22 protein-coding genes and 2 pseudogenes are annotated in these 14,428 nt (G+C 47.1%); 11 read left to right on the forward strand and 13 right to left on the reverse strand.

The window, feature by feature from the left end:
• Window positions 1–170: 170 nt before the first annotated feature.
• The 6 genes and pseudogenes from RS881_RS20830 to RS881_RS20855 all read right to left on the reverse strand — a co-directional run bounded on the left by RS881_RS20830 (window position 171) and on the right by RS881_RS20855 (window position 3,521).
• Window positions 171–1,292, reverse strand: a complete 1,122-nt coding sequence (locus RS881_RS20830) for a DUF1501 domain-containing protein (protein WP_315822833.1) — start codon at window positions 1,290–1,292, stop codon at window positions 171–173.
• Window positions 1,258–1,431: a hypothetical protein gene (locus RS881_RS20835; RefSeq protein ID WP_315822834.1), complete on the reverse strand. Its 174-nt coding sequence runs from the start codon at window positions 1,429–1,431 to the stop codon at window positions 1,258–1,260. The genes RS881_RS20830 and RS881_RS20835 overlap by 35 nt, the downstream gene beginning before the upstream one ends.
• Window positions 1,432–1,502: 71 nt before the next feature.
• The gene (locus RS881_RS20840) at window positions 1,503–1,715 is read right to left on the reverse strand and encodes a hypothetical protein (RefSeq protein ID WP_315822835.1); all 213 of its coding nucleotides are present in this window, start codon (window positions 1,713–1,715) and stop codon (window positions 1,503–1,505) included.
• 121 nt (window positions 1,716–1,836) lie between these two features.
• A pseudogene (locus RS881_RS59780) lies at window positions 1,837–2,522 on the reverse strand (DUF1800 family protein).
• On the reverse strand, window positions 2,413–3,309 hold the full coding sequence (locus RS881_RS20850) for a DUF1800 family protein (RefSeq protein ID WP_315824562.1): 897 nt from the start codon (window positions 3,307–3,309) through the stop codon (window positions 2,413–2,415). The pseudogene RS881_RS59780 and the gene RS881_RS20850 overlap by 110 nt, the downstream one beginning before the upstream one ends.
• 14 nt (window positions 3,310–3,323) lie before the next feature.
• The gene (locus RS881_RS20855; protein WP_315822837.1) at window positions 3,324–3,521 is read right to left on the reverse strand and encodes a hypothetical protein; all 198 of its coding nucleotides are present in this window, start codon (window positions 3,519–3,521) and stop codon (window positions 3,324–3,326) included.
• Between the two features lie 455 nt (window positions 3,522–3,976).
• Here RS881_RS20855 and tnpA point away from each other — a divergent pair.
• The 10 genes and pseudogenes from tnpA to moaCB all read left to right on the forward strand — a co-directional run bounded on the left by tnpA (window position 3,977) and on the right by moaCB (window position 9,604).
• Window positions 3,977–4,384, forward strand: a pseudogene (gene tnpA / locus RS881_RS59785) (IS200/IS605 family transposase).
• Between the two features lie 514 nt (window positions 4,385–4,898).
• Window positions 4,899–5,669, forward strand: coding sequence for a GTP 3',8-cyclase MoaA (locus tag RS881_RS20865; RefSeq protein ID WP_315822839.1), 771 nt, complete (start codon window positions 4,899–4,901; stop codon window positions 5,667–5,669).
• Window positions 5,670–5,763: 94 nt separating this feature from the next.
• A complete protein-coding gene (locus tag RS881_RS20870) occupies window positions 5,764–5,997 on the forward strand; it encodes an Rdx family protein (RefSeq protein WP_315822840.1) in 234 nt (77 codons plus the stop codon).
• 121 nt (window positions 5,998–6,118) lie between these two features.
• Window positions 6,119–6,268, forward strand: coding sequence for a hypothetical protein (locus tag RS881_RS20875; protein WP_315822841.1), 150 nt, complete (start codon window positions 6,119–6,121; stop codon window positions 6,266–6,268).
• Complete coding sequence (locus RS881_RS20880) at window positions 6,202–7,008, forward strand: molybdopterin molybdotransferase MoeA (protein ID WP_315822842.1); 807 nt, start codon at window positions 6,202–6,204, stop codon at window positions 7,006–7,008. Before RS881_RS20875 ends, RS881_RS20880 begins: the two co-directional genes overlap by 67 nt.
• A complete protein-coding gene (locus RS881_RS20885; protein ID WP_315822843.1) occupies window positions 6,960–7,205 on the forward strand; it encodes a hypothetical protein in 246 nt (81 codons plus the stop codon). Before RS881_RS20880 ends, RS881_RS20885 begins: the two co-directional genes overlap by 49 nt.
• A 248-nt stretch (window positions 7,206–7,453) precedes the next feature.
• On the forward strand, window positions 7,454–7,948 hold the full coding sequence (locus tag RS881_RS20890) for a TSUP family transporter (RefSeq protein ID WP_315822844.1): 495 nt from the start codon (window positions 7,454–7,456) through the stop codon (window positions 7,946–7,948).
• Between the two features lie 50 nt (window positions 7,949–7,998).
• Entirely contained in the window at window positions 7,999–8,232 is a 234-nt protein-coding gene (locus tag RS881_RS20895) for a MoaD/ThiS family protein (protein WP_315822845.1), read from the forward strand.
• A gap of 17 nt (window positions 8,233–8,249) precedes the next feature.
• The gene (locus tag RS881_RS20900) at window positions 8,250–8,690 is read left to right on the forward strand and encodes a molybdenum cofactor biosynthesis protein MoaE (RefSeq protein ID WP_315822846.1); all 441 of its coding nucleotides are present in this window, start codon (window positions 8,250–8,252) and stop codon (window positions 8,688–8,690) included.
• A 2-nt stretch (window positions 8,691–8,692) separates the two neighbouring features.
• Window positions 8,693–9,604, forward strand: a complete 912-nt coding sequence (gene moaCB, locus RS881_RS20905) for a bifunctional molybdenum cofactor biosynthesis protein MoaC/MoaB (RefSeq protein ID WP_315822847.1) — start codon at window positions 8,693–8,695, stop codon at window positions 9,602–9,604.
• A 9-nt stretch (window positions 9,605–9,613) separates the two neighbouring features.
• Here the strand turns inward: moaCB and RS881_RS20910 are convergent, their stop codons facing one another.
• The gene (locus tag RS881_RS20910) at window positions 9,614–10,219 is read right to left on the reverse strand and encodes a TetR/AcrR family transcriptional regulator (RefSeq protein ID WP_315822848.1); all 606 of its coding nucleotides are present in this window, start codon (window positions 10,217–10,219) and stop codon (window positions 9,614–9,616) included.
• A 112-nt stretch (window positions 10,220–10,331) separates the two neighbouring features.
• Here RS881_RS20910 and RS881_RS20915 point away from each other — a divergent pair, with 112 nt between their 5' ends.
• Window positions 10,332–10,913, forward strand: a complete 582-nt coding sequence (locus RS881_RS20915; protein WP_315822849.1) for a molybdenum cofactor guanylyltransferase — start codon at window positions 10,332–10,334, stop codon at window positions 10,911–10,913.
• 114 nt (window positions 10,914–11,027) lie between these two features.
• Here RS881_RS20915 and RS881_RS20920 read toward each other — a convergent pair whose 3' ends face one another.
• From RS881_RS20920 to RS881_RS20940, 6 genes are all read right to left on the reverse strand, one after another.
• Window positions 11,028–11,501 (reverse strand): acyltransferase family protein, encoded by a 474-nt coding sequence (locus RS881_RS20920; RefSeq protein WP_315822850.1) that lies wholly within the window; start codon window positions 11,499–11,501, stop codon window positions 11,028–11,030.
• Window positions 11,502–11,617: 116 nt separating this feature from the next.
• Entirely contained in the window at window positions 11,618–11,830 is a 213-nt protein-coding gene (locus tag RS881_RS59790) for a rubredoxin (protein WP_350340155.1), read from the reverse strand.
• On the reverse strand, window positions 11,803–12,972 hold the full coding sequence (locus RS881_RS20925) for a rubredoxin (protein ID WP_315822851.1): 1,170 nt from the start codon (window positions 12,970–12,972) through the stop codon (window positions 11,803–11,805). Before RS881_RS20925 ends, RS881_RS59790 begins: the two co-directional genes overlap by 28 nt.
• Window positions 12,966–13,112, reverse strand: coding sequence for a hypothetical protein (locus RS881_RS20930; RefSeq protein WP_315822852.1), 147 nt, complete (start codon window positions 13,110–13,112; stop codon window positions 12,966–12,968). Before RS881_RS20930 ends, RS881_RS20925 begins: the two co-directional genes overlap by 7 nt.
• Window positions 13,113–13,217: 105 nt before the next feature.
• Window positions 13,218–13,463 (reverse strand): (2Fe-2S)-binding protein, encoded by a 246-nt coding sequence (locus RS881_RS20935; RefSeq protein WP_315822853.1) that lies wholly within the window; start codon window positions 13,461–13,463, stop codon window positions 13,218–13,220.
• Between the two features lie 62 nt (window positions 13,464–13,525).
• Entirely contained in the window at window positions 13,526–14,377 is an 852-nt protein-coding gene (locus tag RS881_RS20940; protein WP_315824563.1) for an NAD(P)/FAD-dependent oxidoreductase, read from the reverse strand.
• Window positions 14,378–14,428: the final 51 nt, after the last annotated feature.

Below are 14,428 nucleotides of genomic sequence, written 5' to 3' on the forward strand. Positions count from 1 at the left end.
AGGGAAAGTATAGCTATGTAGTAAACAACTCCCCGGATTCATAGAGGTGACACCTTTCCTTTGCGAAGCAGACGAAAGGTGTCACCTCTTCCTACGTAAAAGGTGAGTCACCCTGCTGCCCCGCATTGCAGCGCTGCAGGGTGGCCCACCTTTTGTTTCCTGAATGCTTGCTAACTCATCACACCGATCTTTTGTCCCTTCCATTCGGGAAATAAGACGGTATCGTTATTAATACGTAAGTGTTTGTTGGCTACTTCACTGAACACTGCCCGGAAATCGGTGGTTACAGCCAGGTCGCGCCCATCTTCCAGGTTCTCTACCGCTAGCGGATTGACAAGTCCATGTACTTTGCCTCCACGAACAGTATTACCCAGTATAAAATTGCAGGAACCACGACCGTGATCAGTGCCGCCTGTTCCATTTTGTTTTACCGTACGGCCAAATTCGGTCATCGTCATCACCGTTACATCATCCTGGTAGGCACTAAGATCGTTCCAGAAAGCCGTGATGCTGCTGCTAAGGTCCAGCACATTGCGGGAGAAGATGCCGGTTACTGCGCCCTGGTTAAAATGGGTATCCCAGCCGCCAGATTCAGCAAAAGCTACTTCCATTCCCACATCCATTTTGATGAGCTGGGCTATTTGCTTTAATGAACTACCAAGCGCACTGGCTGGGTATACTACGTTGTTGGCAGGTTTATAATTCTTTACATCTGCTTTCTGCAACATCTTAATAGCATCAAAACTTTCCTTACCTGTTTTATTCAGCAGGGAAGAAGAAGTTTGATCGTATAGGTCTTCAAAACTCCTGGCTGCTACATTGGTGCCCATAGGATTGCCGCGCATCTGGATGGTAAAATCCTGCAGGTTGCTGATGGATACCGAGGGATTGTCGCCATAGAAAGAGCGGGGCATGGAAGAGGTTAAGCTCACAGCACGGAAAGGCGTGGCATCATGTCCCAGCAATCCTACCGCCCGGTTGAGCCAGCCACTGGAAGTGCCTTTATTGAAGGGGGTGCCCGATTCCATATAATCCTGCGCATCAAAATGCGAACGGGTATTGTTGGGGGAGCCGATGCCATGTACAATGGCCAGGCGTTTTTCCCTGAACAAGGGCTCAAAAGAAGCCATGGAAGGATGCAGACCAAAGCGGCCATCCAGGTCGATCAATTGACCGTTGTTATCGCCCTTGGCTGCCGTCATAAACAGGGTAGGGCGGGCTGCTTTAAGGTATTCATCCGTAAAGGGGTGACCGCCATCAAACCATCCATGGCGCCACGCTGGAAAATGCAAACCAGTATCTTATTCTTTTATAAGGTCCTATGATCTTTTGGCTATTGGCAGCCCTGGCAATAAAGGTGGGTACGCCACCTACACCAATGCCAAATAATGCAAGGCCGCCTGATTTTAAAAATCCTCTTCTCGTTGACATAGAAAAAGTTTATAAGTTTATAACGCTATAGGTTCATCTGCGAAATCCTTCCAATCCCTACATCTGTGTTGCTATTTGCGTTGAAATTCTGGTGAACCAATAATGATACCTACCACCTGCGAAAGCATGGTATTGTTGCCCTTGGCCATTGGTAGGGATGCGTAATTGTTCTTGTTCGGATTCTTGGGTATTTTATTAGGGTTCTTTTTGCCGCCCTGCTTTTTAGTAGCCATCAGTGCATTGCCTTCATCCATGGTCTCCGTTGCTTCATCACCCTGCACCATAGTGGGCTCTTTCGATGCGGTGGTTTTGCCCGCTGCTTCATCTATTTTTGACCAAGTTCCGGATCATTAAGCAAGGGAGTGAGGCGTTTGATAGAAGCTTCAAGGTCGCGTTCGGGCATGATCATTTTGCCGTAGGTTTCAATGCCGCTTCAGCACTCTCGGGTTCATGATGATTATTCAGTGCGGCCAGGTCTACTGTAATGCCCGGTATGCGGTTGGAGGCCAGCGCCAGTCCAAAGTTCATACGGTTCAGCAAAGAGCCGGTATTGATCCAGTACTTGCCATTATCTGGAAAGCCAGTGGGCGCCTGGTAATAATACAATCTTTGCCCCATCTTATTGATCCAGGTATACAACTGGTAAGGCTGACGAATAGTGGCATTGAGGTTGCGCACCGAACTAATGGCCAATTCAAAGGGCGACTTGGTTTTTCGCGTAAGGCTTCTTTGTTCCAGAATTCGGGCGAAGTAGCCATCGTGATCAACACTTCCCGGATATTACCGTCCTTAGCCAAAAAGGTCTGGGCCATTTTATCGTTGAGGCTTTGTGGTGGATTGTCGTTGACAAAACGTACGGCCAGTTTGCGGCAAATGAACTTGGCGGTGGAAGGGTGGTGTGCCAGCATATTCAAAAGCTCAACCCCTTCTTCATAACCTCCATTGCCTTTAAATTGCCTGCCCAGTACTATTTTGCTGGTTTTATCGTGCCGATTGGCAGCAAAAGGAAATCCCCTTCCCGCACAAATCCTTGTTGCTGCATTTTTCTTCACCCAGTTTTTCCAGTGCTTTCCGGGCTGCATTACCACCATATTCGTTGAAAGGATAAACCGTCCAGCCCGTTAATATTTTAGCCGCCTGGGTTACATCCTGCTGCGTATAACCCCCATCTACTCCCAGTGTATGCAATTCCATGACTTCCCGGGCATAATTCTCATTCAGTCCGCGGGCTTTGCGTTGCTGTTGTAGTTTTTTAGCTGCCATGGCCTTGGCCGATGTATCAGACTCCATATCCTGCAGCCGCTGGTTCCGTTGTTTTTGGAAGCGGGCAGCTCGTGGGTTGGCCGGTGGCATGTCTTCGCCCATACTGGTGAAATTGTCTAAATAATACAGCATGGCTGGCGATTTGGCCGTAGCTACCAGGATGGTTTCAAAATTACCAAATACGTTGGGGCGTATTACATCCCGTTCATAGGCGGGTACATAAGGGCCGCAATCATTCTTGGTAAGTGACACATTGAAATGGTTGAACCAGAAATCCGTCAACACCTCTTGTAATTGGTTATTGGAATAAGTGGCTGTTAATATCTTCTGGTTGAAGAATTGGCTGTACAATGATTGCAGGGGTTTCAGGTTCTTGGCCTGCATATAGGCTTGTAATTGGTCGCGGTAAGCCTTTTGGTCACTCTTGTTCACCGAGTCTTTATCAATATACCCATCCCTTATAGCCATGCGCACCAATTGTCCGCCCTTGGGGTAGATATCCGATACCTCGTCATTGGTCAATTTCAAGGCATCGTATTGACCAAGCAATTGGGTAAGCGTATCATTGGGCAGGTTGGCATCCAGCTGTTGGCGGAACCATTTCTCCAATCCCATGTCCACTACTTGGTCTACATCCCCGGCCGCGCACCGAAAGTAAAGCGGTTGAGCAGGTGAGCGGCGGCCTGCCTTTCAGTGAGCTTTGCTTTTTTGTAAGGAAAGCTGAAATGGGCCGGTGGAACGATGGGGCGCAGGAAGAAGGAACTGGCCAAAACGCCCAGTACCAATACCAGGAAGCTGGTGTAAAATATCCGGATGGAATTTTTCATATCAAGATTTTTGCAGGGTGATGCTTATACCTGGCCGGCTGCTGATGTGGGTATCAGGATACCCGGCAAAAAAGCTGCCACAAATGATGTGTACCAGACCTGATTGGATAAGCCTGGTTTTTAACAGGCATAACGAGTTTGAGACCTTCATCTTTATCCAAAGTTTAACGGGGTGTTAAAGAAAATATTGAAGGAGAGGCTGCAATGCGGCATCCATGCCCCCTCGGGGCACCGCTTTGTAGAAACATTGTTCAATGGATAGTATGTGTGCCGTAGGTGCACGCGTGTTGCGGGTAGTCAGAGACAAGTCATGTACAGGAATGCAATGCGGCATCCATGCCCCCTCGGGGCACCGCTTTGTAGAACCATTGTTCAACGGATAGCATGTGCGCCGTAGGTGCACCACTGCCGTATACATCTTTAATTGAATAAAATTCGTATATGACAAAAATCCAATGGCCAATACCTACACACAGTTATACATTCATTGCGTATTTGCAGTCAAATACAGAGCAGCTTTGTTGGACACCTCCTGGGATCAACGTTTACGAATGTATATTACTGGCATCGTTCAAAACCATAAACACAAAATGCTGGCCATTAATAACATGGCCGATCACCTTCATCTTTTTGTGGGATTGCACCCTGGACAATCCATTTCGGATATGATGCAATTGGTCAAAGGAGAGTCTTCCGAATGGATTAATTAGGAAAGGTTAACCAGGCGGAAATTCCAGTGGCAAAATGGATATGGGGCTTTTAGCCATGCCAAATCTCAGCTGGATACGGTAGTGAAATACATCCATAACCAGCAGGAACATCATAAAAGGTCAGTTTTGCGAGTGAATACCTTAAAATGTTAGAGGACTTTGGTATACAATATGACCAGCGTTACCTTTTTACAGAGCCTACAGACGAAGTTAACCCCCTTTGAGTGGGTTGGTTTTGCCCCTACGTGGCAAGTAATACTTGTCGACACGCCCGGTTACAAAACGGCGCCCCGCTGGGGCAGTGAAAGCCGGTTGCTCTACTAACTCAGGTTCCACATAAAAACATAGCTCCGACACCATTTTTGCGGTATCTTTATACGGCATTTCCGCGCTTTTCTATGACCTGGATCAGAGAGTAAGTGCAGGCCCGGTAAGGGGTTTATTTTCAACCTATAGCGCATGCTGATTGATTCATATAACAGGGTTCATGATTACCTGAGGATTTCACTGACAGATAGTTGCAATCTCAGGTGCTTTTACTGCATGCCCGATGAAAAATAGCCAGCCTGCCCAATAAGCACCTCATGCAACCGGATGAACTGGATCATATTGCCGGTCTGTTTGTGCAGCTGGGCGTAAAAAGATCCGACTCACTGGTGGCGAACCCTTGGTACGCAAAGAAGCAGGCGCCATTATCAGGCAATTGGGCAAATATCCCGTAGAGCTTACCATGACCACCAACGGCATCAGGCTGGGTGAATTTGCTGCCGACCTGCAAGCTGCCGGCATGTGCTCCGTCAATATTAGCCTGGATACACTACAAGCCGACAAATTCCTATTGCTGACCAAGAGAGACCAATTTCAAAAAGTGTACGACAATATTCTCCTCATGGCTGCACGGGGTATGCGGGTAAAAGTCAATGTTGTTGCCATGAAGGGGGTGAATGATGAAGAAATCACCCAGTTCATAGCCTTGACGAAGGCACTGCCCCTGCATATACGCTTCATCGAGTTCATGCCTTTTACCGGCAATCATTGGGATCATGCCAAAGTGATCGGTTTACAGGAGATCCTGGATATCGTAGCACAAGATTATTCCTTTGAGCCCATCAAACATAAGAAACATGATACCGCTAAAAATTTCCAGGTAAACGGTCATGCCGGTACTTTTGCAGTGATCAGTACCATGACCACTCCTTTCTGCGGCGATTGTAACCGGATGCGGCTTACTGCCGATGGTAAGATGAAAAATTGCCTGTTCTCCAAAACAGAAACCGACTTGCTTGGGGCGCTGCGCCGGGGAGAGGACCTGGAGCCCTTGATCAGGGCTTGCATAGCGGCAAAAGCAGCAGAGCGGGGAGGACAGTTTACCGACGATTATACACATACCGATCCATTGTCCTTGCAAAACCGTAGCATGATTGCCATAGGAGGGTAAACGAACGAATAAGTTAACCATTAACGAATATTTCAACCTATTCCAATAAATGAAGCCAACCATAACTATTGAATATTGCCCCAAATGCGGCTGGATGTTAAGAGCTGCTTATATGGCGCAGGAATTGCTGACAACCTTTAGTGAAGAGATCAAAAGTGTGACCCTCCAGCCTTCCGAAACAGGCGGCCGTTATACCATCTTTATTAATGAAGACATCGTCTTTGATCGAAAGGAAGCAGGCCATTTTCCAGAGATCAAAGCGCTAAAACAGTTGATTCGTGATGTTGTAAACCCCGCCAGGAGCCTTGGCCATTCTGATAAGAAATAATGTCTAATCCAAAAGAAACACCTACTATGTTGTCAGTGCAGGAAGCAAGATTATTGATCTCTACCCATACCTTATTGCCTGTTCCTATGACCATTCCCCTTGAAAAGGGCTGGGAAAAGTATTGGCTGCCAGTATCTATTCAACCGTATCCCTGCCTGCCTTTGAGCAATCGGCCATGGATGGATACGCATTTCATTATGAAGGATGGGGAAAAAAGCCGCTTTCCATAGTGGGGAGATGGCGGCAGGGGCTACCGCCCCTTTTTCAATAACCACGGGGCAGGCAGTGCGCATTTTTACAGGTGCGCCTTTGCCCGCAGGAGCCAATACAGTAGTGATGCAGGAAAAAGTGCGGGTAGATGACGATCAACTCCTGATCGATGATGAAGCAATACAAACAGGGGCCAATGTAAGGCCCATTGGTTCTGAAATAAAGGCTGGTGCCCTGGCCCTGCCTACCGGCAGCTTATTAACACCCGCAGCCATTGGTTTTTTGGCAGGTATCGGCATTCATGAAGTACAAGTATACCCAGCACCAGCCATTACTATTATTGTAACCGGCAATGAATTGCAAACGCCCGGCAAATCACTACAGTACGGCCAGGTGTATGAATCCAATTCCTTCACTTTACGTACGGCCCTTCAACAAATGCAGGTAGGACCGGTGAGCTTTGTAAGTGTAGAAGACGATTTTGATAAACTATTACAAACAATTGCCGAAGCCTTATCCGTCTCCGACCTGGTATTGGTCACCGGTGGTGTCAGTGTAGGTAATTATGATTATGTAGCCAAAGCAATGGAAGTATGTGGTGTAACCCCCATATTCCATAAGCTGAAGCAAAAGCCTGGCAAGCCCTTGTTTTTGGCAAAAGAGATGAGCAACTGGTATTTGGATTGCCTGGAAATCCTTCCTCCGTGCTCACCTGCTTCTATGAATATGTTTATCCCTGTATCCGGGAGCAAATGGGTTATGCGCAAACCAACCTGTCTTCCATTCGCATTCCTTTGTTGAATGATTACACCCGTAAACCCGGACTCACCCAGTTCCTGAAAGGTTTTTGGAATGCAGAAGGTGTGCTGATACTACAGGCACAGGAATCCTACCGGATGCATTCCTTTGCAGTATGTAATTGTTTGATCGAAATTCCGGAAGAAACGGGAGACCTTTCCAAGGGTCAATTGGTCAACGTACATCTATTACCTGTATAACATGGAGCCAACGCTGATATTATTCTACTGTCTTTTATTGCTGGTTGCTTTTTTATATGCGTCTGTAGGCCATGGGGGCGCCAGTGGTTACCTGGCCTTGATGGCGCTTTTGGCGTTGCTCCGGCAGTCATGAAACCCACTGCGCTGGTATTGAACCTCTTTGTTAGTGGCGTATCGTTTATCCAGTTTTACCGGGGCAACATTTTAAAAAAGATATCTGCTGGCCGCTGGTACTGGCTTCAGTTCCCATGGCATATATAGGCGCCCGGATCACCCTTCATGATGATATTTATAAAAAGATACTGGGTGTGGTGCTGTTGATCTCTGTCGTGCGATTCCTGATGCCGGCAGGCAAATCAACGGGAGAACTAAGGCCTGCCAATCGTACCTGGTTATTTATCATTGGAGGGAGTATCGGGTTGCTTTCTGGAATGATCGGTATTGGAGGAGGTATTATCCTGTCGCCCATCCTTTTATTGCTGCGTTGGGTTACTATCAAACAATCAGCGGCACTCAGTGCCATCTTTATTTTTGTGAATTCCTTTTCCGGACTTGTCAGCATGATACAATCGAAAACAGCTGTTTTTACTCCGTCCATGTATGCATATATTGGAATTGCGTTGATCGGCGGACTGGCAGGCGCCTACCTGGGCGCGGCAAGGTTTAAGAACTCCGTATTAAAATATATCCTGGCTGCCGTATTGTTGCTGGCGGTATTCAAGCTGGTATTCACCACCGCCTGATACTACTGCATAAAGTAGTAATTTTGAAGAACCTGGAAAAGTAAACGATCATGGGATTAACGATCCGGCTTTTTGGACAGTTTGCCGAAATGGCGGGCAGTCAAACATGGCAGGTAGAGGCGGTTGCTGATACTGATGCTTTGAGGCGCAAGCTGGAAACCCTGTTCCCGGCCTTGCAAAGTATTCCCTACCTGGTGGCAGTAGATAAAGACATCGCTACCGGCAATACCGTGTTGCAATCATCTTCTGTCATTGCCTTATTGCCGCCTTATTCAGGCGGATAACCGATTATTTAATGAGTATGGAGAAGAAGATCAGGAACATATTTGTACAGGGCGCAATAGCCCCTTCCTTTGTAGCGGAGAGCATTCAAAAGCATAGCACCAAAACAGATATTGGCGCACACAGTATTTTCATGGGGCAGGTGAGGGCCGATGTGGTGGAGGGGAAACAGGTGGTAGCTATTGAGTATACGGCCTATGAAGAAATGGCCCTGGAAAAAATGGCCATTATCCGGGAGGATATCTTTCAAAAGTATTCCCTTACCTGTATGCATATTCACCACAGTTTGGGCAGTATTGCTGCCGGTGATATTTGCCTGTTTGTATTCACCTCGTCCGGGCACCGGAAAGCAGCCATTGCTGCCTGTGAAGAAGTAGTGGAGCGTATTAAGAACGAGTTGCCTATCTGGGGCAGGGAATTATTTGATAATCAAACCCATCAGTGGAAGGAAAATAAATAAGTATGGTGAATATTACCCATAAGGTGAGCAGCCTGCGCATGGCCATTGCTGTAGCCCGGTTAACGGTATCAAAGCCCGAAACCATTGCTGCCATTCAAAACGGGCAGGTGCCCAAGGGCGATGTATTTGAATTTGCCCGGGCGGCTGGTTTACTGGCAGTAAAGAAGACAAGTGATGTGATTCCGGATTGTCATCCCCTTCCCATTGAGTATACCGCTATTACTTATGCCATTGAAGACCTGACGGTGGTCATTTCAGTAGAAGTACATACTATTTACAAAACAGGCGTGGAAGTGGAAGCCATGCATGGCGCATCGGTAACAGCGCTTACCATGTATGATATGCTAAAGCCCATTGATAAGGGCATTGAAATTACTTCTATCAGCCTGCAGCAAAAGAAAGGTGGGAAATCTGACTTTAAAGACCGGCTCACCAAGTCATTGCGTTGTGCAGTGATCGTTTGTTCGGATAGTATTGCTGCCGGCAGTAAACAAGACCTGGCAGGTAAAGCCGTTATTGGAAAGCTGGAACAACATGGGTTGGCAGCGTCTTTGTATGACATCATTCCCGATGAATTTACTATTATTCAGGAAAAAGCAGGAGCATTAAGCAATGAAGGGTATCATCTGGTACTGTTTACCGGCGGTACGGGGCTTTCTCCACGCGATGTAACACCCGAAGCCATTGCCCCCTTACTCGACAGGCAGGTGCCTGGTATTATGGAGGCTGCTCGTGCTTATGGGCAGGAGCGTACCCCTTTTGCCATGATGAGCAGGGGCCTGGCCGGATTTATTGGCAATACCCTCGTATTGACCTTGCCGGGATCTACACGTGGTGCTACAGAAACAATGGATGCTTTATTCCCCTATATACTGCATATATTCAGGGTGGCCGAAGGAATGCGGCATGATTAAACCCAGGCCTTATTGGGAAAAGCTTTTGGAGCGAACCAGGTGGTCGATAAATTCTTTGAGTACCTTACGGTTGGTGGCTGGATCAATATCTTTCAGGAAGTAGTTGGCTGATACCAGGCCATGAACCATGGAAATAAAGCTGAGGTATTTACAGTGAAGCAAGTTGTCGGCCAGTTTGCCCTTTTGAGGTAGGGTGCTGATCCCATCTTTCACCAGTTTATTAAATGTACACAATTCGGGAAATGTTTGTTCCACATCCCGGCATCCAATGCCTACCGAATACATGAGCTGGTATAGTTCCTGTTCTTTGATGGCAAAATTCCACAAGGCATTGGTTATTACTTCCAGCTTTTCTCTCGGGGCATTGGCACTTTTCTCCTTCTGTACGATTTGCCTGATCAGTGCCGTATACCCTTGCCGGCACAACTCAATTAGAATGGCCTCTTTGTTGTCGAAATGGTCATAGATCACAGGAACAGCATATTCGATGCTGTCGGCAATTTTACGCATGCTGAGCGCATGGGTTCCTTCTGTTTTAATGATGAACAACGCTGCCTTGAGGATGTCCGCACGGACCTTTAATTTTGAGCGTTCTTTTCTCTCTTTGATTCCCATAATGATGGCAAGGTATTATTCACTAAATATTGTGGGCTACAGGATGTCTAATTTACGAACGATTTTCAGATTTTCCATCACTCCTTAGTACCTTGTATTAAATCAAATGAGCATGTTGGGTGTAGTATTATCAGGCGGAGAAAGTTCGCGTATGGGTATCGACAAAGGGATGCTGCGATTGGGTGAGAAAACCTGGGTGCAATCAGCTTTGGATAAACTGGCTGCTTTGCAGCTGCAGGTGGTTGTTTCGGTGAATGCCATTCAATACGAAACCTATGCAGATTTATTGGCAACTGAACAGCTGGTAAAGGATGATGCCAGCCTTACAGTGAAGGGCCCCTTACTGGGTGTGCTAAGCGTACACCAACAATTTCCGCAGCAGGATCTATTGGTATTGGCCTGCGATATGCCACTGATGGAATTGAGTACACTGGAACAATTAATGACGATTTACAACAACCGCCAGGCAGCGGCTTATGTATTTACCGACCAGGGTGAGCCCGAGCCATTGTGTGCTGTTTATACGGCTACCGCCCTGGCTACTACCCTGCGCCGCTACCAAAGCCAGGAGCTGGTAAGATACAGTATGAAGTTCCTTTTACAACAGCTTGACGTATTTCCCATTCCCTTGGAGGAGGGGCAGGAAAAGCACTTCCGCAATTTTAATTCTCCTGCTGAGCTGGATGGGTTATAGGTATAGAAGTAACTGGCGGTGCGGGAGGAGGCTGTAGCCACCGGCGACAGAGCTGGTAAATGTTTTTCTCAATCCCAGGCAAGACCAATAGCCCATGCTCCGAAAAATAAAACCCTAAAAAGCGATCAGGTAGATATTATGTTTGCGCTGCAGCAGACACAACAAAGGGGCCAGCAGGTAAAAGACCATTTCCACATTGAGTGACCATGCCTGGGCCAGGACATCCAGGTTATGTTTGTCGGAGAATGCATGGATAAGTGAATAGGTAAGCCAGGAAAACCTTCCTTTGCCATAAAGCGGATCCAGGTAATAGCAGGTGAGAATTAACCAATACAAAGGCATTATCCTGGCTAACCTTAATAGAATATAACGGCTATAAGACCCAACAGATTGCAGCGGCTTGTCTGCATAAGGATAGGTGATGAGAAAACCACTGAGTACAAAGAAGAGGGAAACACCAATATGGAATTCATTAAATAAGCGAAGTATTTCAGGGTGTAGATCGTTGAGCCAGTATTTTCGGTTATGATATACAAAAACCAAACTGGCTGCCAGGCACCGGAACCCGGTCAGCGCATTAAACTTCATAGAGCCTGCATCCTATTTTGTATTTACTATGGCTGGTTGCTGTACAGGATGGACAACCATGGTTGTTTGGGGCATAGGGAGGCCAAAAGTACTAAAACAGCGGCATAGACAATCGTTTATACCGTCCGTAAAAGCAGTGCTGGTTTTGCTGCCAGCTTGAAATCGCTTATAGGGCTTTCACACAAAGGGCAGCAATAACCGGCTGGCAGGGAGGCAAAGGATGTCCCCGGCGGAATATGGTTGGACGGTTCGCCAAAAGCTTCATCATATACGGTGAGGCAGTGTTTGCATTGATACACTTCTACCTGCTGGTCGCTCGCAGCAGGCATTTCTTTTTAGGGGTAGCTGCCTTTTCACTGGCTGTAATATTTTCCAATTGCTGCCTGTAATAAAGCAGGATGGCACGGCGCAATTGTTCCGGTAAAAACGCTTTGGGATTGCCCTGGCTGAATACGAAACCTGTCCTTTCATTGGGATTAAAATCCTGCGCACATAAAATATCATATACAAAGAACATTTCTATACCCGCAATGGTGAGCAAAGGCCGGCGCCGTACCAACAGGCTGCTGAATACTTCGCTTTTCCTCCTTGTTTTGATGCCAATACAGATCCCAAAAGTGCGGGTATCTTCATTATTCAGGTGCCTCAACAGGTAACGTTTGAGCTGCAGCCCTTCCTTGCAATTGTCTTCCACCTGGAAATTCAATTCATTGGCTGCATGACGCACGTTGACCTGGTGCCTGGCCAGCAGGTTATTCCAGAGATGACGGTCTTTCTCTGCAATGTTTTTAATGATCAATGATTTCCAGGGTGTAGAACATACCTGCCCGATCTTCGTTTGTAGGCAAAGACGACAAATGTCTTTCAAAAAACCAATATGGAACAATTCATCACGCCGGTAAATACCCAGCCAGTATTTGTCATGGTACCTGTTCAATCCTTCATAATAAGGAAGGTTGAAGGCAGGGAGTTTTGCGGGGGCAATGGCTGTCTTCGTAATATAAGTTTCCTGTGTTATTTGCCTGAACAACTCATCGCCGTTGGCCTGTGCATTGTCGTAAAATAGATCAGCCTGTTGAAAGATCAGGGTTTCAATATGTTTTGATAACCGGGCCACATCGTTGGTATATACCATTTCGGTCCACTCATAAATTACATTGGTCCGGGGAAAACGGATAAAGAGGTGCCAGAAATGAGGGGCATGGGCCGACGCTACCCAGTTGATATTACCCGTAAGCAAGGGTGTAAAACTTTGATTGCTGTCCGATATATTGATCTTTAACCGGGGCTGGTAATCCACCAGGTCGAATATGTCTTTATATACCCCCTCACTTAGCCAGGTTTGATTGATGAACACTTCTTCAGCAGGGTAGGAGCTCACGATGTTGGGATAACGGTCTTCATCCACCTCATACTGTACATCCAATTGCTGCAATTGTTCCTTTAATACCGGGCAATCTTCATTCACCACATCAAAAGCAATTGCTGCCTCAGGCCAAACCGCACTTCCGTAATACCGGCCTTACCTGCGGCGATGAGTATATTCAGCAGGTCGCCGGGAGAAATAATGCCTCCCCTGAAATTGATCTTGATGGTGTAGGTGTACTTCATACAATTGAGCTTTGAAAATTGAACATTGAGCGTTTAAAACTACGGCTGGTAGTGAATAGTCCCGAGGGCTTTCGGGAGCGGGTTGTATACCTTTCTAGCCACTCGCTACCAGGTTCCCGGTACTTGCCACTTCCCCTCCAAAATTGCCTGTACTTCCGGTCTGCAACTGCCGCAGCCCATCCCCGCACCGCTGGCCTGGCAAAGGGCTTTTAGCTCAGTACATCCTTCTCTGATCTTATTGATGATATTGCCTTCCCCAATATTGCCACAACTGCACACCAGTTTGCCTATCACAGCTTCTGCCTTCTTGCCCGATCTTAACAATTGCAAACGTTTCTCACTTAACTCCATCTTGTTTTGTATCAGGTCACGGAATTCCAGGAACTCCGATTTATCTCCAATCAGGATGGCGCCTACCAGCCGGTCATTATGAATGATGCATTTTTGTAATACCTTTTGGCTTTATCAATAAATACAACTTCTTCATAAGCCGGATCGGCCGGGCATTCTGCCAAACCGAGTGAACAAAGGTCTGTGCCATGCATCTTAAGAATATTCATCAATAGCGAACCTTCATAATATTTGGATATATCACCACCCAGGTAGCGGGCTACTATGTCGGCTTGTTGTTCGGCAGCAGCCGTAATACCATAGAGAAATCCTTTGAACTCGGCTATTTCTCCAATAGCAAATACATGCGGATCGCTGGTGCGCAGGTACTCATCCACTACTACCCCGCGTTTGCATTCCAACCCACTGGACCGTGCCAGCTCAATATTGGGAACCGTACCGATAGCCATTACAATAGCCTGGCAGTTGATCATTAAACCACTTTTTAAACGGATGCCTTCTATTTGTTGCGTGCCCAGGAAGCGTTCTATTTCATCATTGTAGTAGATGTCAATGCCTTTATCCGTAAGCTCTTCATGCAATAACTGGCTGCCGAGGGGATCGAGCTGGCGGTCCATTAGCCGTGAAATACGTTGGATCACCATTACCTCTACCTGTACCTCACGCAATGAGGCTGCCAGTTCAATACCCAATAAACCGCCGCCTACAATGACCACTTTCCCCTTTCCAGGGTCAACATGTTGCTTGAAATTGTCGGCATCTACCCGGCTGCGCATCGTGAAAATGCCTTGCAGCGCCGGTATGTCGCGCAGCATAGCTGCGCGGCTGCCGGTAGCCATTAGCAAAAGGTCATACTCGTGTACCTTTCCCTGGCTATCGGTAACTGTTTTACCGGCCCGGTCTACCTGCTCAATGCTTAGCCCCGGTGCAGGGTAATATTGTAGTCATATTCTTCCCGGTCCGTC

This window comes from Paraflavitalea speifideaquila (genome assembly GCF_032395985.1).
Taxonomy (GTDB): Bacteria; Bacteroidota; Bacteroidia; order Chitinophagales; family Chitinophagaceae; genus Paraflavitalea; species Paraflavitalea speifideaquila.